The 22226-nt window shown below is 31.0% G+C and carries 17 protein-coding genes and 1 tRNA gene; 9 read left to right on the top strand and 9 right to left on the bottom strand.

The features are described from left to right. Positions 1 to 3: 3 nt before the first annotated feature. The 3 genes from LPB136_RS00450 to pafA all read right to left on the bottom strand — a co-directional run bounded on the left by LPB136_RS00450 (position 4) and on the right by pafA (position 3332). The gene (locus LPB136_RS00450) at positions 4 to 1116 is read right to left on the bottom strand and encodes an efflux RND transporter periplasmic adaptor subunit (RefSeq protein ID WP_072554253.1); all 1113 of its coding nucleotides are present in this window, start codon (positions 1114 to 1116) and stop codon (positions 4 to 6) included. 10 nt (positions 1117 to 1126) lie between these two features. Continuing rightward, entirely contained in the window at positions 1127 to 1591 is a 465-nt protein-coding gene (locus LPB136_RS00455) for a MarR family winged helix-turn-helix transcriptional regulator (protein WP_072554254.1), read from the bottom strand. A 97-nt stretch (positions 1592 to 1688) separates the two neighbouring features. Then, positions 1689 to 3332, bottom strand: a complete 1644-nt coding sequence (gene pafA / locus LPB136_RS00460) for an alkaline phosphatase PafA (protein WP_072554255.1) — start codon at positions 3330 to 3332, stop codon at positions 1689 to 1691. Between the two features lie 93 nt (positions 3333 to 3425). On the opposite strand from pafA, the gene LPB136_RS00465 reads away from it, so the two are divergent. From LPB136_RS00465 to LPB136_RS00485, 5 genes are all read left to right on the top strand, one after another. Next, positions 3426 to 4166: an MlaE family ABC transporter permease gene (locus LPB136_RS00465; RefSeq protein ID WP_072554256.1), complete on the top strand. Its 741-nt coding sequence runs from the start codon at positions 3426 to 3428 to the stop codon at positions 4164 to 4166. 1 nt (position 4167) lies between these two features. Beyond that, positions 4168 to 4932, top strand: coding sequence for an ABC transporter ATP-binding protein (locus LPB136_RS00470; protein ID WP_072554257.1), 765 nt, complete (start codon positions 4168 to 4170; stop codon positions 4930 to 4932). A 68-nt stretch (positions 4933 to 5000) separates the two neighbouring features. Next, a tRNA-Lys gene (locus LPB136_RS00475) sits at positions 5001 to 5073 on the top strand. A 113-nt stretch (positions 5074 to 5186) separates the two neighbouring features. Continuing rightward, the gene (locus tag LPB136_RS00480; protein WP_072554258.1) at positions 5187 to 7592 is read left to right on the top strand and encodes a TonB-dependent receptor; all 2406 of its coding nucleotides are present in this window, start codon (positions 5187 to 5189) and stop codon (positions 7590 to 7592) included. A 68-nt stretch (positions 7593 to 7660) separates the two neighbouring features. Next, positions 7661 to 9121: a DUF389 domain-containing protein gene (locus LPB136_RS00485; RefSeq protein ID WP_072554259.1), complete on the top strand. Its 1461-nt coding sequence runs from the start codon at positions 7661 to 7663 to the stop codon at positions 9119 to 9121. A gap of 75 nt (positions 9122 to 9196) precedes the next feature. Here LPB136_RS00485 and LPB136_RS00490 read toward each other — a convergent pair whose 3' ends face one another. The 3 genes from LPB136_RS00490 to LPB136_RS00505 form a co-directional block, all read right to left on the bottom strand. Beyond that, positions 9197 to 10273 carry a mannose-1-phosphate guanylyltransferase gene (locus tag LPB136_RS00490; RefSeq protein WP_072554260.1) on the bottom strand — a complete coding sequence of 359 codons (1077 nt, stop codon included), beginning with the start codon at positions 10271 to 10273 and terminating at the stop codon, positions 9197 to 9199. Positions 10274 to 10351: 78 nt separating this feature from the next. After that, positions 10352 to 10951: a SprT-like domain-containing protein gene (locus tag LPB136_RS00495; protein ID WP_072554261.1), complete on the bottom strand. Its 600-nt coding sequence runs from the start codon at positions 10949 to 10951 to the stop codon at positions 10352 to 10354. 257 nt (positions 10952 to 11208) lie between these two features. Continuing rightward, positions 11209 to 11889 (bottom strand): SDR family NAD(P)-dependent oxidoreductase, encoded by a 681-nt coding sequence (locus LPB136_RS00505; protein ID WP_072554263.1) that lies wholly within the window; start codon positions 11887 to 11889, stop codon positions 11209 to 11211. 75 nt (positions 11890 to 11964) lie between these two features. Here LPB136_RS00505 and LPB136_RS00510 point away from each other — a divergent pair, with 75 nt between their 5' ends. Then, a complete protein-coding gene (locus LPB136_RS00510; RefSeq protein WP_072554264.1) occupies positions 11965 to 13245 on the top strand; it encodes a metal-dependent hydrolase family protein in 1281 nt (426 codons plus the stop codon). 139 nt (positions 13246 to 13384) lie between these two features. Here LPB136_RS00510 and LPB136_RS00515 read toward each other — a convergent pair whose 3' ends face one another. Both LPB136_RS00515 and LPB136_RS00520 read right to left on the bottom strand, forming a co-directional pair. Continuing rightward, a complete protein-coding gene (locus tag LPB136_RS00515) occupies positions 13385 to 14884 on the bottom strand; it encodes a hypothetical protein (protein ID WP_072554265.1) in 1500 nt (499 codons plus the stop codon). A gap of 98 nt (positions 14885 to 14982) precedes the next feature. Continuing rightward, positions 14983 to 16023: a glutaminyl-peptide cyclotransferase gene (locus LPB136_RS00520; RefSeq protein WP_072554266.1), complete on the bottom strand. Its 1041-nt coding sequence runs from the start codon at positions 16021 to 16023 to the stop codon at positions 14983 to 14985. A 167-nt stretch (positions 16024 to 16190) separates the two neighbouring features. On the opposite strand from LPB136_RS00520, the gene LPB136_RS00525 reads away from it, so the two are divergent. Next, positions 16191 to 16442: a type B 50S ribosomal protein L31 gene (locus tag LPB136_RS00525; RefSeq protein ID WP_072554267.1), complete on the top strand. Its 252-nt coding sequence runs from the start codon at positions 16191 to 16193 to the stop codon at positions 16440 to 16442. A gap of 198 nt (positions 16443 to 16640) precedes the next feature. After that, on the top strand, positions 16641 to 18152 hold the full coding sequence (locus LPB136_RS00530; RefSeq protein WP_072554268.1) for an FMN-binding glutamate synthase family protein: 1512 nt from the start codon (positions 16641 to 16643) through the stop codon (positions 18150 to 18152). A 105-nt stretch (positions 18153 to 18257) separates the two neighbouring features. Here LPB136_RS00530 and gcvP read toward each other — a convergent pair whose 3' ends face one another. Further along, positions 18258 to 21152 carry an aminomethyl-transferring glycine dehydrogenase gene (gcvP, locus tag LPB136_RS00535; RefSeq protein WP_072556857.1) on the bottom strand — a complete coding sequence of 965 codons (2895 nt, stop codon included), beginning with the start codon at positions 21150 to 21152 and terminating at the stop codon, positions 18258 to 18260. Between the two features lie 116 nt (positions 21153 to 21268). Between gcvP and LPB136_RS00540 the strand changes: the two genes are divergently transcribed. Beyond that, positions 21269 to 22093, top strand: a complete 825-nt coding sequence (locus tag LPB136_RS00540; protein WP_072554269.1) for a UbiA prenyltransferase family protein — start codon at positions 21269 to 21271, stop codon at positions 22091 to 22093. Positions 22094 to 22226 lie beyond the last annotated feature (133 nt).

A 22226-nucleotide genomic window follows, 5' to 3' on the forward strand; every position in this document is an offset into this window, starting at 1 on the left:
TAATTACTCTTTATTAATTTTTACAATCATTCCGTCAAAAGCACCAGGTAAAACTTGTGATAACATTTTTTGATTGTTTTCTAAGCCTTTTATAATAACGTTCTCTGCTCCAAAATAAACAGGATTTACTGTTGTTAAAGTTAAAATACTGTCGTTTTTAACCGTATAAACAGCTTCATTATCTACTAATAATTTTCTTGGAATTTCAATAGCATCAGTTTCCGATTTTGCAACTAAGTCTGCTTCTAAAAACATACCTTCTTTTAAATCTTTATGTGCAACTTGTATAAATGCTTTTATAGTTTGAGAAACCTGATCTACTTTACCATTTACACGAATAACTTTACCTGTATAATTCTTTGATTTTTCTAAGTTTGATAAAGAAACCGAATTCCCAATTTTTAATAAATCTGCATAAGCCGAATTTAACGAAACTTCCATTTCAAAAACTGAAGAATCTATAAACTCACCTAATTTTTGACCAACTCTAACTAAAGTTCCTGGCGTAACCAACGCTTCTGTTAATATTCCACTAAAAGGAGCTCTAATTCTATATTTCCCTAACTTAACTTCTAAGTTTTTAACGTTGTAATATGCGGTGTTAATTCCTCTTCCAGAAATAAAATATTTTTCTTTGTCTGATGAAAAATCAGGTAATTTAGGAGTAGTTTTATTAATGTCAAAACTTTGTAAATAAGATTCCCATTTTTTAAAATCATTTGGATAATCTAAACGTAAATCTGGCATTATTGAAGTAACTAAATTAAATAAGTTGCTTTTTTGCGATTGTAAACTTGCGTAAAACTCATCGCTATTAATGCTTAATAATGTTTGTCCGCTATAAAAATTTGTTCCGCTTTTAAATGGTTTAGCTGATGATTTTAAAACACCTGAAACTTCAGAATAAATTTCAATTTTATTTTTTGCAATTAAATTTCCGCTTGCAGTTAACACAATAGGAATTTCTTTGTTTGTAACATTTTCTACAAAGGCAGTTTTTATAACTTTATTGAACTTAGGTTTTGGTTTTTGTTTGCTTTCTATAACGTAGTTACCAAGTAGAAAAGCTCCTACAATTAATAGTATTCCTAATACTGAAAGAATTATTTTTCTCATATACTGTTTATTAAATGTGTCCTATTTTAGAGCGAAAATTAGTTTGAATTTTTTTAAAGATTTTTATGATTTGTTGTTTTTCTTCTGATGAAATATTTTGCTCCATAGTTGTTATTATATGTTGAATAACAGGTTTGGTTTTTTCAAATACCTCTTTTCCGAATTCGGTTAGATATACATTTTTAATGCGTTTGTCTTCTTTGCATTGTTTTCTGAAAATATAATTTTTTGCCTCCATCTTCGTTAATAAACGTGTTAATGAAGATTTATTTCTTAATGTTAAAAAAGCCAATTCATTTTGATTTAAACCATCTTGATCGTGTAATTTTTTTAGCACAATCATTTGTTCCTTTGTAAGATCAAGGCTATTTGATTTAAAGGTTTCTTGAAAGAAATAATCCACGATTTTTCCTGTTTGTCCTAACCAAGGACCAATAGAATTTTCGAAGTCAATATTATTTTCGTTAGATTTCATGTTGCAAAAATACAACAAAACTCAATATAGTTGCGTATGCAACTATATTGGGTTTTGTTAAAAATGTCATAAAATTATTTAGAGAAGTATTGCTTTATTATTTTAAAACTTCATCAATTATTTTTCCTGTATTTCCGTTCGGGAATTCAATTTGCAATAAATTTGATATAGTAGGAGCAATATCAACAATTTCATACTTCTTTTTTGAAGAACCTTTTGTTATTCCATTTCCATAGAAAATAATTGGAATATGTGTGTCGTAAGAGTAACCAGAACCATGAGATGTTCCTCCTTTTTTATAATACGTACTTAATGTAGACGGATTTGGAATTAATAATACATCTCCAGAAAATTTTTGATTATATCCGTTTTGTAGTTTATTTAAAATTCCGGCAGTAAAAGTAGTTGTTTGTAAAGTTTTTGCTGTTACCGCTTTGTAAATCCCTTTGTAGTTAATTGCTTCATCTGCCAATTTTTGCGCAACCAAATGTTCGTCTAGATTTATTGATTTTATTTTTTCTTTATTCAAGAAAATTTGATAATTAGAAACGTTTTCAATTAGCTTATCCGACTTGAAATGTTCTTTACAAACTTCGTTTAAATAATTTTTGAATTTAGTAACGCTAAAATAATTTGCTGGAATTTTTACTGATTTTAAATAAGAAGGAACTTGTACCGCAGCATGATCCGCTGTTAAAAATAAAGTGTAATTTCCGTTTCCTACTTCCGTATCAAGAAAATTAAATAAGTTTTCTAAATCTTTATCTAAACGTAGATAAGTGTCTTCAATTTCTTTAGAGGCAACACCAAATTGATGTCCAACATAATCTGTTGAAGAATAACTTATTGCTATAAAATCTGTGTAATTAGATTTTCCTAATTGTTCATTTGTAATTGTTGCTTTTGCAAAATCTGTAGTAAAAGAGTTTCCTGCAGGTATTGCTTTTAGAATACTATAATTGTTGTTTTTACTTCTTAAAGTTGGTATATCATGAGGAAATATTGGTTTTTCTTGCCCTTTAAAAGTCACTTCAAAATTATTATCATCTTCTACACTTTCTGTATAAGTATTAATATCATACAAAGTAGTCCAAGGTTTGCTTAAATACGCATCTGCATTTCCGTTAGTATTAAATTCGTTTACCCAATTTGGTAATTCATTCATATAATAAGAAGAAGAAATCCATTTTCCTTGTGCTCCACCATCAAACCAATAAGCAGCATTTGCAGTATGACCAGCTGGTAAAATTGCAGAACGATCTTTTATGGAAACTCCAATTGTTTTCCCTTTCATGTTTTGCGATAACCTTAATTGATCTGCAATGGTAGTTGTAAGCATTCTGTAAGGAGATTTTTTTCCGCCATCACCATCATTTCCAATGGTGTTATAATTTTCGTCATCAACACAGTAAATTTCTTTTTTCAAGTATTTGTCATACCAATTGTTAGAAATTATTGCGTGGTTAGTTGGAGTTGTTCCTGTATAAATAGATGTATGACCAACAGCGGTAAAAGTAGGAATATAATTATAGTGCGCATTTTCAAGAGAAAAACCACCCTTTAATATACGCTTAAAACCACCTTCTCCATACTTATCTGCAAAACGAGTTAAATAATCATAGCGCATTTGGTCTATAACGATACCAATTACTAATTTGGGTTTAGTTGTATTTTTTTTCTCATTTTCACAACCAGTTAATACTATTATACACAAGATTAAAATAGAAAATACTTTTTTCATTTTGAAGTTTCTTTTTTGATAAAATCAAATGTACACAAATCATCATAAAAGAAACCAAATAGTTTATTACTTTAGCGTTATTAAATTAAACAAATGAACTATATAGAACATATTGGTAAATACTTTATTATGTTGCGCCAGGTGTTTAAAAAACCACAAAGAGGACGCGTTTTTTACGAAGCTGTTATGCGAGAAATTGACGAGTTAGGCTTAAAATCTCTTGGTATAATTATGTTTATATCCTTTTTTATTGGAGGTGTAATTGCATTACAAACGGCTTTAAATATTACAAGTCCATTTATACCAAAATATTTAATTGGTTTTGCTACAAAACGTTCGATTATTTTAGAATTTGCGCCTACATTTTGTTCAATTATTTTAGCAGGAAAAGTAGGGTCTTATATTACTTCAAGTATAGGAGCAATGCGTGTAACTGAGCAAATTGATGCGTTAGAAGTTATGGGAATAAACTCATTAAATCATTTAGTTTTTCCTAAAGTAATTGCCACGCTATTTTTCTATCCTTTTTTATTGATTTTAGCAATGTTTTTAGGAATTTTAGGTGGGTATTTTGCAGGTTTTGTTTCAGGAATGTTTTCCTCTGTTGATTATATTTACGGAGTTCAAATGGAATTTGATGGTTTCTTAGTCTTTTATGCATTTATAAAAACAATAATTTTTGCTTTTTTAATTGCTACAGTTCCTTCTTATCACGGTTATTATGTTAAAGGTGGTTCTATAGCTGTTGGTAAAGCTAGTACCCAATCAGTGGTTTGGACCATAATATTAATAGTTATTGCCAATTATATTTTAACACAACTCTTACTTACATAATATGATAGAAGTAAATAATTTACATAAAGGTTTTGGAAATGTAAAAGTGTTAAAAGGAATTACAACAACTTTTAATCCTGGAGAAACAAGCTTAATAATTGGGCAAAGTGGATCAGGAAAAACTGTTTTTTTAAAATCGTTAATTGGTTTGCATACACCTGAAGAAGGTACAATTGCTTTTGATGGAAGAGTTAATACAGAATTTACGATAGAAGAACAACGACAATGGAGACAAGAAATAGGTATGGTTTTTCAAGGATCTGCATTATTTGATTCTCAAACGGTGGAAGAAAATGTAATGTTTCCTTTAAAAATGTTTACCAAACAATCTGAAAAAGAAATGTTAGAACGAGTAAACTTTGTTTTAGCTCGTGTTAATCTAGAAAATTCGAATAAAAAATTTCCAGCAGAATTATCTGGAGGAATGCAAAAACGTGTTGCAATTGCTAGAGCAATTGTTATGAACCCTAAATATTTATTTTGTGATGAGCCAAATTCTGGTTTAGATCCAAATACAGCTATTGTAATAGATAATTTAATTCAGGAAATAACAGACGAATATCAAATTACAACTGTAATTAATACCCATGATATGAATTCTGTAATGGAAATTGGAGAAAAAATTATTTTTTTAAAAGATGGTGTAAAAGCTTGGGAAGGTACTAATGAGGAAATCTTTAAAACTGATAATGAAGCAGTTGTGAATTTTGTGTATTCATCAAACTTATTTAAGAAAGTAAGAGAAGCGTATTTAAATGAAAATTAATTAATTTTTTTGTTGTAGAATCCATTATTAGGATATATATTTGCACCCGCTAAGCGCAAAAGGAAAATGACCTGGTAGCTCAGTTGGTAGAGCATCTCCCTTTTAAGGAGAGGGTCCTGGGTTCGAGCCCCAGCCCGGTCACTAAAAAGAGTTTAACTATTAAAGTTAATCTCTTTTTTTTTAACAAAAAATGTTTTTGTTTATTATTTTTTATAATTTGTTAAACAAAATTGTATATTTGAAAAAAAAATAACATGAAGAAAGTAGTATTATTAATTATTCTGATAGTTTTTACATTAACTGGTTTTGCACAGGAAATAGGTGTTGTTAAAGGAAAAGTAATAGACAAGCAAACAAGAGAGGTTTTACCTTTTGTAAACATTATTGTTGAAGGAACTCAGAAAGGAGCAACCACAGATAATAATGGTTCTTTTGAAATAAAAAATGTAAGTTTAGGGTATATTAAAGTTAGCGCCTCATTTGTAGGTTTTACAACAGTAGTTTCAGAAGATTATTTAGTCACGAGAGATAAGTCGCCTTTTATAGTTATAGAATTAGAAGAAGATAGCTCTCAGTTAGACGAGGTAATAATTCAATCTTCGTTGTTCAAAAGGAAAGTAGAAAGTCCTCTTTCTTTACAAAATTTAGGAGTTGCCGAAATTGAAAAAAATCCAGGAGGAAATAGAGATGTTTTAAAAGTAATTCAATCTTTACCTGGAGTTGCATCAAATCCTGGTTTTAGAAACGATATTATTATTCGTGGTGGCGCAACTTCAGAAAATAAATTTTACGTTGACGGAATTGAAGTTCCTGTAATAAATCACTTTCAAACACAAGGTGCGTCTGGAGGACCTGTTGGAATTATAAATACAGATTTAATTAGAAAAGTAGATTTTTATTCAAGCGCATTTCCTGCAAATAGGGGAAATACGTTAAGTTCTGTTATTGAGTTTACTCAGAAAACTGGAAATACAAAATCTTTTGAAGGTAGAGCCACACTTGGAACTTCTGATGCAGGAATTACCTTGCAAGGACCATTATCAAAGAATACAAGTGTAATGTTCTCTGCGCGTCAATCTTACTTACAGTTCTTATTTAAACTAATAAAATTGCCGTTTTTACCAACTTACAATGATTTTCAATTAAATGTAAAATCTAAATTAGATAATAATGATGAAATTGCTGTTTTTGCTCTTGCAGCAATTGATGATTTTGAATTAAATGAAGAAGTTAATGATGGTGTTACAGATGAAGAAACATTAAAAAAGAACAACTACTCTTTAAGTAGAATTCCAATTCAAACGCAATGGAATTATACTTTTGGTGCTTCCTACAAACATTATGCTGAAAATAGTACACAAACCTATGTTTTAAGTAGAAATGAATGGAAAAATAATGCAGTAAAATATTTTGACAACACTAACAATCCTAATGATTTGTTATTAGATTATTCTTCAAAAGAGATTGAAAATAAATTCAGATTTGAAAATGATATGCGATTAAATAACGGTATAAAGTTGAATTTTGGTGTTAGTTTACAACAAGCCAAATATCAAAATAAAACGTTTCAACGATTTGCAAATACAGATGGATTGCAAACATTTAACTTCGATTCTGAATTTTCTATGTTTAGTTATGCGGTTTTTGCACAAGCTTCTCAAGGTTTTTTCAATGAAAATTTACAAGTTTCAGTAGGAGTGAGAGCAGATGCTAATAACTACAATTCAGAAATGAAAAACCCTTTCAATCAATTTTCACCAAGAATTTCGGCTTCTTATTCTTTGTCAGATAAATGGTTTGTTAATGCATCTTTAGGAAAATATTATCAATTGCCAGCTTATACAGTTTTAGGCTATCGAGACAATAATAATGTTCTGGTTAATCAGCCAACAACAAGCTATATTTCTTCAGCACATACAGTTGCAGGATTGGAATTTAGACCAGAAAATAATTCAAAAATCACATTAGAAGGTTTTTATAAAAGTTATGATAAGTATCCATTTTCAATAAAAGATCAAGTGAGTTTAGCTAATTTAGGAAACGATTTTGGTGTTGTTGGAAGTGAAGCTGTTATTTCTAACAATCAAGGTAGGTCTTACGGTTTCGAGTTGCTTGCTCAAAAAAAATCTTTTGATGGTATTTACGGAATTCTATCGTATACTTTTGTAAGAAGTGAATTTAAGGATGTTAATAGCAACTATGTTCCTTCAACTTGGGACAACAAACACTTGTTAACTTTTACAGGAGGAAAAAAATTAAATCGAAATTGGGAAATTGGAGCAAAATTCAGATTAGTTGGAGGTAGACCTTATACACCTTACGATTTAGAGAAATCTGCAATTATTGAAAACTACGATGCCAATAACCAAGGAGTTTTAGATTTTTCAAAATTAAATACAGAACGATTTGACACTTTTACGCAGTTAGATCTTAGAATAGACAAAACTTGGTATTGGAAAAAGACGTCACTTAACTTTTATATTGATATTCAGAATGCTTTAGGTTCAGAATCTATACAGCAAGCCTTTTTGGTTCCTGTGTTAGATGCAAACGGAAATAAAGTTGTAAATCCCAATGATTCTTCAAAATATATCTTAGAAGAGGTAGAAAACTCTCAAGGAAATCTATTGCCTGGTTTTGGTTTTATTGTAGATTTTTAATTAAAATAAATCAATAAATAACTAGAAATTCTTTTTGTATATTTCGCACATTATTTAAGCATGTTTTTATGGAAGAAGATAAATTAAAAGAACAGGAAATTGAGCAATCTAAGCAGGAGGTTAGAGAAGATGCTATTGGATTAATTGAAAGTGTTAAGAAATTTATAAAGGGTATTTTTGACTTTAGGCATGACACAGATCATGACGCTACAATTTTAGCAATAAAAAATGATATCCCGTTAAAAGGAGCTACAGCTTGGATTCTTATTTTTGCAATATTTGTTGCATCTATTGGTTTAAATGTAAGTTCTACGGCTGTAGTAATTGGAGCCATGTTAATTTCTCCTTTAATGGGACCAATTTTAGGAATAGGTATGTCGCTTGCAATTAATGATATTGATACTTTAAAAAGTTCATTCATTAATCTTCTAGTAATGGTTGTTTTAAGTGTTTTAACAGCATATTTATATTTTTGGATATCTCCACTTACAGAGTTAACTCCTGAACTAGAAGCTAGAACATCGCCGAATATTCTTGATGTACTGATAGCAATTTTTGGAGGATTAGCTTTAATAGTTGCGCGAACCAAAAAAGGAACTATTGCTTCTGTTATTTTTGGAGTAGCAATTGCTACAGCATTAATGCCGCCTTTATGTACTGCGGGTTATGGGTTGGCAATTGGTAATTTTAGTTTCTTTTTTGGGGCTATGTACTTGTTTACAATTAATACCACTTTTATTGCACTTTCTACTTTTATCGTTTTAAAAGTATTAAGCTTCCCTATGTTAAAATACGCAAATTCTCAAAAAAGAAAGAGAATAGCACAGATAGCAGCCTTTTTTGGCTTAATAGCTATGATACCAGCTGTTTTAACCTTTTTAACTTTATTGAGTGAAACAAGAATGAATCAGGAAGTAAAGAGTTTTATTCAGAATGAAATAAAAGGTAATATTTCTTTACAGTTAATAGAGTTTGAGCCTAACTTAGAAAAAAAGACAATTGATTTAAACTTTTTTAATGAAATAACTGATGCTACAAAAAATGATTTAGAAAATGAATTAGTAAGTGATACTAAATATAATCATATAAAAGACTTTACACTTAATATTAAAGGAAGTGATACAAAGAGTTTTGACATGATAACTACTGCCTATAAAGAGAAGCGTCAAGAATTACAAGAAAGTAAAAATATAATTGCTGGGTTACAAAAACAGATTGAAGATTTACAAGGAACAGTATCTTCTTTAAATCAAAGAATTGAATTAAATGCACAAAATAAAAATCAAAAAGTAGTTGCGTTTAGTACTATTGCAAAAGATGCTAAAATCAGATATAACGATATTCAGGAAATTGGTTTTGCAAACGTTTTATTATCGAAAGATTTTATTAAAATTGATACAATTCCTGTACTAACTTTAAAATGGAATAGAAGTTTGCCAGATAGTATTATAAGTCCAAAAGAAAGAGAATTGCGTACTTGGTTACAAAAAGAAATGGAATTAGATACGCTCTTTATTAAAAGAGATTAGTATCAGTAGCAGTTGTTAGTAACAGTTTTCAGTTTCATTGCTAGCTGAAAACTGCGACTAAATACTGAAAACTATTTATACAAACTCATCACCAAAAGTATCTTTTACTTCTTGTGAAATTTGCTTAATATCTTGTTCGTCTTCCTTGGGGCAAATAAGTAATACATCGTCTTTTTCAACAACAATATAATTACTCAATCCTTGAATTACAACACGTTTACCAGGCTGTGTTCTAATCATGTTTCCGTTGGCATCTCTAAAAATAGTTTGTGCGCCAATGCTTGCGTTTTTTGTTGAATCTTTTTCTAGTTTGTTATATAAAGAACCCCAAGTTCCTAGATCGTTCCAACCAAAATCTACAGGTAAAACATGTACGTTTTTAGAATGTTCCATAATTCCGAAGTCAATAGAAATATTTTGACATTTTACGTAGTTACTATTTATAAAATCGTCTTCGAAATCTGTATTGTAAACATTGTTTCCATCATCTAAAAGGTCAACCATTTCTGGTAAATAGTTTTTAAAAGCTTTTAAAATACTCTTAACCGACCAAACAAAAATACCAGCGTTCCAAAGATAATCTCCACTTGCTAAAAATTGTTTTGCAGTTGGTAAATTTGGCTTTTCTGTAAAGTTTTTTACTTTTTTAATTTCAGTTGAGTTTTCTTCAAATTGAATATAACCATAACCTGTATTCGGATTGTCTGGTTGAATACCTAAAGTCATTAAAATATCTTCTTTAGCACAAGCGTCAAACGAAGTTTTAATGTTTTTAATAAACTCACTTTCATTGTCAATCCAATGATCGGAAGGTGCAACTAACATGATTCCGTCAGGATTTTGTGCATATATTTTTAATGCTGAATACAAAATACAAGGAGCTGTATTGCGCATTGCAGGTTCTAATAATAGTTGTTTTTTTGTTGTTTTTGGTAATTGTTCTAAAACCAATTTCTCGTAACGAGCATTGGTGGCAATTAAAATATTTTTTGAAGGAACTAACTCGTTAATTCTCTCAAAAGTTCGTTGAATTAACGTTTGTCCAGTTCCTAACATATCATGAAATTGCTTAGGAAACTCTTGTGTGCTCACTGGCCAAAATCTTGAACCAACTCCACCTGCCATAATTACTGCGTAATAATTTTCTTTCATTATGTTGTAATTTTTGTCATTCCTGTGAAAACAGGAATCTTTTATTATGAGATTCCGTAACAAGTACGGAATGACAGATTAAATAGAATTATCAATTAATATTACTTCTACATTTTGATTAAATAAATACACACGTTTAGTCTGTATTTGTAAACACTCATAACGAGTTCTTCTTTTTGGCCCGCGTTTGTACAATTTGTTTTTAAACTGAAAAACACTTCCGTTTGGAATTTCAAAGATAAAATTTTTTCCTGTTTCAGCCTTAAAACCACGCAATGCTAACGAAAGTTTAACATCTGCGTCAGTGCTTGCTTTTGGATTTTTAAGATATTTTGCCAAAAAAGGAACTATTTCCTTCGGATAAATTTCTGGCTGTAAAAAAGGTAACATTAAATGCTGAAAAACCGTTTTCCATTCTTTCCCGTGCGGTTGCACTCTGCCAAATTTTACGTGTGCAACGTGGTGTGCAATTTCATGAATTAATGTTAACAAAAACTGATATTCATTCAAGTTATTGTTAACGGTAATTTGCATTTTTCCGTTGGCTAATTTTCTAAAATCGCCATGTTTTGTTTGCCGTTGATTTACAATTTTTAAATTAATGTTATGTTCATTAATTAAATATTCAACTAACGGAATTGCTTTTTCTGGAATGTATTTTTTAAGAGTTTCTTTCAAGTCTTCTTTTTATTAAAAACCATAATAAATGTGTTAGCAAAGTAAAAATTGTACCAATAACAGCAAAAGTTAAATAGATTACAACAAAATTAGTATTTCCAACTTCATACTTTAAACTGAGACTTTTATAGAAAACAAAATAATATATTATCAAAAATAAAATTGAAATATAAAAATCAGGATACTTATGTTTGAATTTGCTCTTTAAATAAAAAAGAAAAAATTGAAAAAAGGATAAGGTTATTAAAATTATCATTCTAAGGATTAGTTGATGAAACCTGCAACACTTTTCCGTTATACACTTTATTTCCTGTTAAAGCGAAATTGAAAATATATTCAGCCATGTTTTCAGCAGAAATTGGTGCGACATAACCAGGAAAAGCTTCTTCTAACATTTCAGTTTGTACAGCTCCTAAAGCCAATACATTAAATGAAATTTGTTGCTCTTTGTATTCTTCCGCTAATAATTCAGAAAGCGTAATTACAGCTCCTTTTGCTGAGGAATAAGCCGCTAAACCTGGAAACTTTAAACTTCCTTGAATTCCACCCATAGAACTTATGGTAACAACATGACTTCCTTTTTGTAAAAAGGGAATCAAGCTTTTTGTTAATTCTGCTACTGCAAAAACATTCACTTTATATACTTCTAAAAAATCTTCCGAAGTTAATTCTGTAAACGGTTTGTTTATTAATTTTCCTGCGTTGTTTATTAAAATATCGACCTGTTTCCATTCGGTTTTAATAAATCCAACCGCTTTTTTAATATCGTCATTCTGAGATAAATCTACAGAAATTGTAGTGATGTTTTTATGGTTAAAACTTTCTAAAGGTTCTGTATTTCTTGATAAAGCTAAAACATTATTGCCTGCTTCGGCAAATTGTTTTGCTAATTCAAAACCAATTCCTCTACTTGTTCCGGTTATTACAACGTTTTTCATTAGGTACTTATAATTTAAAGTAGCAAGCTACTTAAAAAATACGTACTTTTATCAACTGAACTAAACTTTTTACTCATGAAAAAACTAACATTTATTTTTTGTTTTCTGTTGATGATTTGCAACGCGCAATCTCAAAACATCTATATTTTATGTGGAAAATTGATAGACACCAAATCTGGAAATATTAAAACTGAACAAACTATTGTTGTCAATCAAAATAAAATAATTGATGTTATGGATGGCTATGTTATGCCAAGAAATGCAGTTGACAAAACCATTGAGTTGAAAGACAAAGTAGTTATGCCTGGTTTAATTGACATGCATGTTCATATTGAAATGGAATACGATAATAAAACACGAATTAATAAATACACGTTAAACGAAGCCGATGTTGCTTATAATTCGGTTGGTTTTGCAAAATCTACCTTGTTAAATGGATTTACAACGGTTAGAGATTTAGGAGGAACAGGTGTAAATATTTCTATTAAAAAAGCAATTGAAGCTGGTAAAATTCCTGGGCCAAGAGTTTTTACAGCAGGAAAATCGTTGGCAACAACGGGAGGTCATGCAGATCCAACAAACGGAAGTAGTAGAGTATTAATTGGAAACCCTGGACCTAAAGAAGGCGTTGTAAATTCGGTTGAAGATGCTAAAAAAGCAGTAAGACAACGTTATAAAAATGGGGCCGATTGTATAAAAATTACGGCAACAGGCGGTGTTTTAAGTGTTGCTAAATCTGGTGATAATCCGCAATTTACAATAGAAGAGGTAAAAGCAATTTGTGATATGGCAAAAGATTACGGAATGCATGTTGCGGCTCATGCGCATGGAGATGAAGGAATGCAACGCGCAATTATTGGAGGTGTAAAAACTATTGAGCACGGAACGTACATGAGTGATAAAACCATGGAGTTGATGAAGAAACACGACGCGTATTTAGTGCCAACAATTACAGCAGGAAAAGAGGTGGCTGAGAAAGCTGCAATAAAAGGATTTTACCCAGATATTGTTGTGCCAAAAGCATTGGCAGTTGGTCCACAAATACAAGGAACTTTTGCAAAAGCGTATAAGAAAGGCGTTGGAATTGCCTTTGGAACCGATGCTGGAGTTTTTAAACACGGTAATAACGGAAAAGAATTTGGTTATATGGTTGAAGCTGGAATGCCAGCAATGGAAACATTACAATCTGCAACAATTACAAATGCTATGTTGTTAAAAATGGAAAATGAAATTGGTCAAGTTAAAAAAGGTTTTTTCGCTGATATTATTGCTGTAGATGATGATCCAACCAAAAACATATCAACTATGGAAAATGTTGTTTTTGTGATGAAAGGCGGAAAAGTGTATAAAAAATAAGCTTTAGTTAGCAAACAAGTTTAGCCCTGATTGAGCCTTTCGACTGCGCTCAAGACAGGCTAATTGTTTGAGCTCTTTTTTGTTATTGAGGGTAGTCGAAATACCAAAAAAAGCGAGTAGTGAAAGCAGAAAATAGCTTCTAAAAAATAATATCTTGATACGCGCCAATTGCAGGATTTGCAATTCTACTAACTCCTAAAATGTCTTCAGAAATTGAACTTGGAGCTGCTGCGTTTATAGCATCAGAATTTTCACCAATGATAAAGTCGTTAGTTGAGGTGTCTCTAAAATGTGGGAATCCGTTTCGAATAATGTTACTGTAATTTGAGTTTGTGAAATCCATTTCGGCATTGTTTGAAAATGTTCCGCTAACATCTTCAAACTGAATTAAACTGTTTGCTACAGAATAGTTAAATGCGCTTCCGTCTACCTTGTCTAAAATGAATTCAATGTTGTTATTTCCAGTAATTATACAGTTAGTAAAGTTTGCCGCGTGTAAATCTCTTGTTTCGGTAATTTCTTGATCGTTTGCATTTAAATACGTGAAATGATTGTTTACCAAAACGGTTGGTAATTGACGTAAACTATTGCTCCAATAGTTGGCAAATGTACTGTGAGTAAAATTGTAAGTTCCGCCAATAGTTGCTGCTAAAGAAGCTTGACCTGCGTTACCGATAACAACGTTTTCTCCTAAAATATTGGTTTCTCTTGCAAGAATTCCGTAGTTAGAATTGTTATATATTTCTGTGTTTTTTAGGGTTAAAACAGGGTTTGTTCCATTGATGCTATCAACTAAAACACCTATGATTCCGTTTTTAATTTGAGTATTGTGTAGTTCGTTGTCTTTACTTCCTGCGCGCATCCAAAGTGTTCCCCATTGTCCTGGAATATCACTAAAAGAATGCTCTAATCTATCGCCTTCAAAAACTACTTTTTCGGTTAATGTTCCGTTGCTTTTTAAGGTTGCTCCATTATCTACAATAAAACCAGAATTGTCATGAAAATGCAGTTTTGCTCCAGCTTCAATTGTTGCTGTTTTTCCGTTAGGAACTGCCATGTAACCATAAATTACATACGGTTTTTCGTTGGTGAAAGTTAATTCTGAATCTTCTAAAAACCGACCTCTAATGGTTGTTGGTTCTCCATCTAAAGTTAAGCTATCAATTTTCATGGTAACCGGATTTCTATCAGGAAATAGAAAAACGGCATCTTGTACCAAAGTAACCAAATCTACATCTTGTTGATTGTTTCCATTATCAAACAAAATTTTATCTGTGTATAGCGGATTTGGAACTGTATTAAAATCTATTGTAGTTTCAATAAAAACATACATACTATCGTTGGCAAGAATATCGATGTCCTGAAAAGTGTCTCCTGCAATTCCGTCTACATTTAAACGATAGTTAGAAGTCATTCCGTTTTCTAATTGAATTGACGGAATTGTAATTGCCTTGCTTCCTCTATTATATACTTTTAAATTATACGTTGCAGAACCAATATTACTAAAAACAGTGTCTAAAAAAACGGTGTCTTTAGAAAATTCTAGGCTTCCAAAACTCTGCACGGTTGTAAAATCTTTACGACAAGATGTTACAGAAGCAAGAATAATTACAAGTACTAATATTAGAAAGTTACGCATGTTTTTTTAATTTCTGTCTCCTCGAGCGCAGTTGAGAGGTTAATTAAGGTCTTTACTGCGCTCGACCTGATATTTATAATTAAATGTCCATTATGGACTTATTTTTTCACCAATTCAATTTCAAATAATTTGCTCCAATGTTTTCCGGTAACAAACATTCTATTGTTTTTTGCGTCAAAGGCAATTCCGTTTAAAACATCATCAGCATCATCTAACTTTTGAGTTTTTTTCATTTCTTTAACTAGGTTGGTAAGATCTACAATTCCATCAACAGTTCCGTTTTCTGGATTTATAATTGCAATTAAAGGTTTTTGCCAGTAATTAGCATAAATTTTACCATTAATATATTCTAGTTCGTTTAAACTTTGTAAAGAAACTTTGTTTGTGTAAGCTTGTATAGAACGTTTTTCTTTTAGAGTTACTGGATCTAAAAACCAAATTCTATTAGTTCCGTCAGATTTAATTAATTCAGTATCATTATGCGTTAAACCCCAACCTTCTTTACTATTAAAATACTCAAAGCTTTTTTCTTGTTTAAATGAGTTTACATCATACACAAAACCTTTACCAGCTTGCCAAGTAAGCCAGAATACTTTATCATTAAAAATAGTCATTCCTTCACCAAAATATGTGCTGCTTAAGTCTTCTTGTTGTAAAACTTCTCCTGTTTTATAATCCACTTTACGCAACCAAGATTGTCCTTTTCTACCGGTAGTTTCATATAAAAAACCATTATTAAATTCTAAACCTTGCGTATAGGCTTTTTTGTCATGCGGAAATGTGTTTACAATTTTATAAGAATACACATCAGGTGCTTTTGTAGCAAAAACCTCAATTGTATTGTTAACTTTTTTCGCTTTCTCAGGATAAAAAGCAACGGCAGTTACAGCATGTTTACCAACACCCAAATTAGTAGTATTAATTGTTGCAGTAGCTCCTTTAGATGCAATTTTCTTGTTATTCACAAAAAACTGAATAGAATCTACCGCATTTCCATTAATTTCTTCCAAAGAAACAGCAACACTTTTACCAAGTGTGGTTTTTTTAGGAGATGTTAATTTAAATTTATAACCGCTTTTACAAGCTGAAAGTAAGATAGTTGCTGTAAAAACAACCAATAATAGTTTAGATTTATACATAATTATAATTTTCACTACAAATAAAACAATTTATTTGTTTGCAAATTCAAAAAAAGGGTTAAATTTGCGCACTCAAATAGCCATTGCAGGTTTTTGATAAATAAAACGTTTTAATTTTACCAATTTAAACAGTTTTATACAAAAGTAAGATATTAAAATTATACAAGATGCAAAAAGGTATACATCCAGAAAATTATAGAATGGTAGCGTTTAAAGACATGTCTAACGGAGATGTTTTTTTAACTAAATCTACTGCAAACACTAAAGAAACTTTAGATGTTGAGGGTACAGAATATCCATTAATCAAATTAGAGATTTCAAGAACTTCTCACCCATTTTACACTGGTAAATCTAAATTAGTAGATACAGCTGGTCGTATTGACAAGTTCAAAACAAAATACGCAAAATTCAAAAAATAATTTTTTTGATTGCAATTTATTAAAAGCTCTAACTTCTGTTAGGGCTTTTTTTATGGAAGCTATTTCCAGCTTTCCGTTATATCTTTTGCAGAAAAAGCAAAAGGATGTCACTTCAATCTGGGCTAAACCTATCTATATATTTTGTGCTTAAATTCAAAGTGATTTTTGTACTTTTATCCGTCAAATAAATTCAATAAAATGAGAAATACAATTCTTGCTATTTTAATAACTGCAACGGTAGCTTGCGGAGTCTTAGTTTACTTTTTACCACATGTTGGTAATATTATTTTACTATCAATTACAGGGATTTTAACTATAGTTGCACTTTTTGATGCCTTTCAAGACAAGCACTCTTTATTAAGGTCCTTTCCTTTAATTGCAAGATTACGTTGGCTTTTTGAAGATGAAAGAGAGAAAATTCAACAATATTTTATTGAAGATAATTTAAATGGAACACCAATAAACAGAGAAAAAAGATCTATTGTTTATCAACGTGCAAAATTGCAAAAAGATACAGTTCCATTTGGAACACAGCATAACGTGTATGCAAAAGGGTATGAGTTTGTAAAACACTCTTTATTTCCAACAGATCACCATAAAGTTACCGGAGAAAGAGTATTAATTGGTTCAGATAAATGTTCTCAAAAATACGATGCTTCTATAATAAACATATCTGCAATGTCATTTGGTTCATTGAGTAAAAATGCTATAAAAGCATTAAATCAAGGAGCAAAAATGGCAAATTTTGCACACAATACAGGAGAAGGAGGAATTTCACCATACCATTTACAAGGAGGTGATTTAATTTTTCAAGTAGGAACAGGTTATTTTGGTGCAGGAAAACACGATATTAATGGAAAACGTTTGTTTGATGATGAAGCTTTTAGAAAAAATGCAATTCGTCCAGAAGTAAAAATGATTGAAATCAAATTTTCTCAAGGAGCAAAACCTGGTCATGGCGGAATTCTTCCAGCAAAGAAAAATACAGAGGAAATTGCGGGAATTCGTGGAGTTGTTCCGTTTACACAAGTAGATTCTCCTCCAGGACATTCGGCTTTTTCTAATTTCGATGAAATGATTGTTTTCTTACAAAAAGTAAGAGATTTATCTGGAGGGAAACCAATTGGAGTTAAGTTTTGTGTTGGTAATAACGAAGAGATTGAAGAAATGATTAAATCTTTTTCAGAAGCAAATAATTATCCCGATTTTATTTCTGTAGATGGAGGAGAAGGAGGAACAGGTTCCGCGCCGTTAGAATTTTCTAATTATGTAGGTACACCTTTGTTAGATGGATTATCTTTTGTAGATAAAACATTGAAGAAGTATAAGCTTAGAAATGAGATAAAAATTATTGCAAGTGGTAAAGCAATTGATGCTTTTGATATTGTAAAATATTTTGCACTTGGCGCAGATGCAATAGGAATGGCTCGTAGCTTTATGTTAAGTTTAGGTTGTATACAAGCAAGAGAATGTAACTTAGATACCTGTCCAGTTGGTGTAGCTACGCAAGATGACGATTTGGTAAAAGCTTTGGTTGTAGGAGATAAGAATGTTCGTGTAAAAAATTATCATGAAAAAACCATTTTGGCAACTAAAGAACTAGTTGCGGCTATGGGTAAAAATTCTATAGCAGATGTAAAAGCCACTGAAGTATTTAGAAGGTCTGTAGATAATGGTAAAATTGAAACTTTAGAAGAGGTTTATAGTTAAAATAGCTTAACTTAAATAATAATATTAAAAAAACCAACTTACAAAATTTGCAAGTTGGTTTTAACTTTTAAATAAACGCATAAACAATTACACGTTTAAACATCATTAATCCATATAATCTTCAATAGGATTACAAGAACACATTAAATTTCTATCTCCAAAAGCATCATCAACTCTACGAACAGATGGCCAAAATTTATTATCAGCGATATATGCTAAAGGAAAAGCTGCTTGCTTTCTTGAGTAAGGTAAAGACCATTCATCTGAAGTTAGCATTGCTTGTGTGTGCGGTGCATTTTTTAGCGGATTATTTGCATTGTCTTTTTCAGCTTCAGAAATTTCCTTTCTAATAGCAATCATTGCGTCACAAAAACGGTCTAATTCTTCAACACTTTCACTTTCTGTAGGTTCTACCATAATAGTTCCAGCTACCGGAAAAGAAACCGTTGGTGCGTGGAATCCATAATCCATTAAACGTTTTGCGATATCAACAACTTCAATTCCGTTTTCTTTAAACGAACGGCAATCTAAAATCATTTCATGTGCTGCTCGGTTCATTTCACCTGTATATAATGTTGGGTAATGTCCGTTTAAACGTTCTTTAATATAGTTTGCGTTTAAAATGGCATTTCTTGTTGAGTTTGTCAATCCGTCTGCACCTAACATTGTAATATATCCGTAAGAAATTAAACAAGCTAAAGCAGAACCCCAAGGCGCTGCAGAAATTGCTGTTATAGCATTTTCGCCACCCGTTGCAACAACAGGATTTGTTGGTAAAAACGGAACTAACTGTGGAGCGACACAAATTGGTCCAACTCCAGGACCTCCACCTCCGTGAGGAATAGCAAATGTTTTATGTAAGTTTAAGTGACAAACATCTGCGCCAATTGTTGCAGGATTTGTCAATCCAACTTGTGCATTCATATTTGCGCCATCCATATACACTTGTCCGCCATTATCATGAATAATTTTGGTAACTTCCATAATAGCTTTTTCATAAACTCCGTGAGTAGAAGGATATGTAACCATTAATGCCGCTAAGTTATCTTTGTGTAATGCTGCTTTTGCACGTAAATCTTCAACATCAATATTTCCTCGTTCATCTGTTTTTGTAACCACCACTTTCATTCCGGCCATTACTGCTGACGCAGGATTTGTTCCGTGAGCAGAAGCAGGAATTAAACAGATATTTCTATGTGAATCGTTTTTAGATTGATGATATGCTCTAATTGTCATTAAACCAGCAAATTCTCCTTGCGCTCCAGAGTTAGGTTGTAAAGAAGTTCCTGCAAAACCTGTAATAACGTTTAATTGTTCTTCTAAGTTTTTTAAAACTGATTGATATCCTTCTGCTTGATTTAAAGGAACAAATGGGTGAATGTTTCCCCATTGTGGATTGCTTAAAGGTAACATTTCGGAAGCAGCATTCAACTTCATTGTACAAGAACCTAAAGAAATCATTGAGTGATTTAACGCTAAATCTTTACGTTCTAATTTTTTAATATAACGCATCATATCAGTTTCTGATTGATACTTGTTAAATATTTTGTTCTCTAAAAAGGTTGTATTTCTTTGAGCATTTTGAGGTATTACTTCAAAATTAGAGTTAAAAGAATTTGAGTAAGCAGTACTGCTTAACTCGCCTACTGTAGTGGAAATCCCCTCACCTTTATTCAGAGTGGGTTTAAAGTGATTAAAAAGTTTAAAAAGTTTGGTGAAATCTTTATTTGTAGTTGCTTCGTTAAAAGAAATAGAGATATGGTTATTATCTACATAGTTAAAATTTACTTCTAAAGATTCTGCTATTTCTTTGACTTTTTTAGCATCAACTTCAATTAATAAAGTATCAAAATATGAAGAATTTAATTGTTTGATGTTCTTGTCTTCTAAAAATTTTGCAAATATTTTTGCTTTATGATGTACAGTGTCAGCAATAAATTTTAAACCATCTTTACCGTGATATACAGCATACATTCCTGCCATAACCGCTAATAAAACTTGCGCAGTACAAATGTTTGAAGTAGCTTTTTCTCGTTTAATATGTTGCTCTCTAGTTTGTAACGCCATACGCAATGCTCGCCCGCCATCAACATCTTTAGTTACTCCAATAATACGACCAGGAATACTACGTTTGTATGCTTCTTTGGTTGCAAAATAACCAGCGTGAGGTCCTCCATAACCTAACGGAATTCCAAAACGTTGTGTGGTTCCAACAACTACATCTGCGCCAAATTCTCCTGGAGCTTTTAATTTTACTAATGATAAAATATCGGCAGCAACTGCTACTTTTATATTATTGTTATTACAGTTGGCAACAAAGTCAGTATAATCATAAACTTGACCATGTTTTCCTGGATATTGAACAATTGCACCGAAAAAATCCGTAGAAAAGTCAAAATCTTCATGATTTCCAACCACTAATTCAATTCCGATTGGAATTGCACGCGTTTGTAAAACCGATAAAGTTTGTGGCAAAATTTCCTCAGAAATAAAGAATTTATTCACATTGGCTTTCTTTTGAGCTCTTTCTCGAACATCAAATAATAACGCCATTGCTTCTGCAGCTGCAGTTCCTTCATCTAACAAAGATGCGTTTGCCAATTCCATTCCTGTTAAATCGCAAACCATAGTTTGGTAATTTAACAAAGCTTCTAAACGACCTTGCGCAATTTCGGCTTGATAAGGTGTATAAGCGGTGTACCAACCTGGGTTTTCTAAAATATTTCGTTGAATTACACTTGGCACAATTGCTTCGTGATATCCTAAACCGATGTACGATTTAAAAACCTTGTTTTTAGCACCCAATTCGTTAATATGATTTAAATATTCATATTCACTCATTTCTGGTGCTAAATTTAATTCACTTTTTAGGCGAATATCATCAGGAATTGTTTCGAATATTAATTGGTCTAAAGAATTTACACCAATAGTTTCTAGCATTTTAGATTGGTCTTTTTTACGAGGTCCAATATGTCTTAATTGAAATGAAGTTGTGTTCATTAGGTTATGTGTTTTTCCGTGTGTAAAAATAACCAAAATCAGAGAATTTTAGATTGACAAATTAGATATTTATCAACCTTTTTTTTAGGTTATAAACAATTAAGTATTTTTGTGATATGTTGTTCTTAAAAAAAATATTAAATTTCTATATAAATTCAAGTATTCATGTTGCATTAGCTGTCTTTTCTTTTGTTAGAATTACTGAATTGTATTTTGATTTACCTTATAATGAATCATTTGGTTTTTTTGCTTTCTTCGGAACAATTACAGGTTATAACTTTGTAAAATATGCAGGTGTTGCAAAATTGCATCATAGAAGTTTAACCAAGAACTTAAAAATAATACAGATTTTTTCACTTATTTGTTTTTTGTTGATGTGCTTTTATGCTTGGGAATTACCTTTTAAAACCTTGTTGTTTTTATCGCCTTTAGCAATATTAACACTTTTGTATGCAGTTCCTTTTTTAAGTGGATTTCAAAAGAATTTACGAAACATAAGTCATTTAAAAATTATTGTAGTTGCATTGGTTTGGGCAGGTTTTACAGTTTTGTTACCAGTTTATAATGTGGGAAAATCATTCAGTATAACTATTTATTTATTAGTAATACAACGTTTCTTATTGGTTATAGTTTTAATTTTACCTTTCGATATTCGAGATTTACAATTTGATGCAATTTCCTTACAAACCCTTCCGCAGAAAATAGGTGTGGAAAAAACTAAAAAAGCAGGTTTTGTTTTGTTAGCTTTTTGTTTGTTTTTAGAGTTTTTAATAACACCAAATTCAAGCTTTAGGTCAGTGTTTTTAATAGTCTTTTTTTTAGCGTTATTTTTATTAATGCGAGCTTCAATTAGACAATCTAAATACTATAGCGCTGTTTGGGTAGAATCTTTACCAATAGTTTGGTGGTTGCTTCTTTTAGGATTTGATAATTTTCTATAGAATTTTACTTGTTTTTTATTGACATTAAAATAATTATTGTGAATTACAGTGGATATCACAAAACTTTAAAATCACTTTCTAATAACCTACTATATTTGTAGATTTACCATTCATATATCAACCAAGGTTTAAA

Source organism: Tenacibaculum todarodis (genome assembly GCF_001889045.1).
Taxonomy (GTDB): Bacteria; Bacteroidota; Bacteroidia; order Flavobacteriales; family Flavobacteriaceae; genus Polaribacter; species Polaribacter todarodis.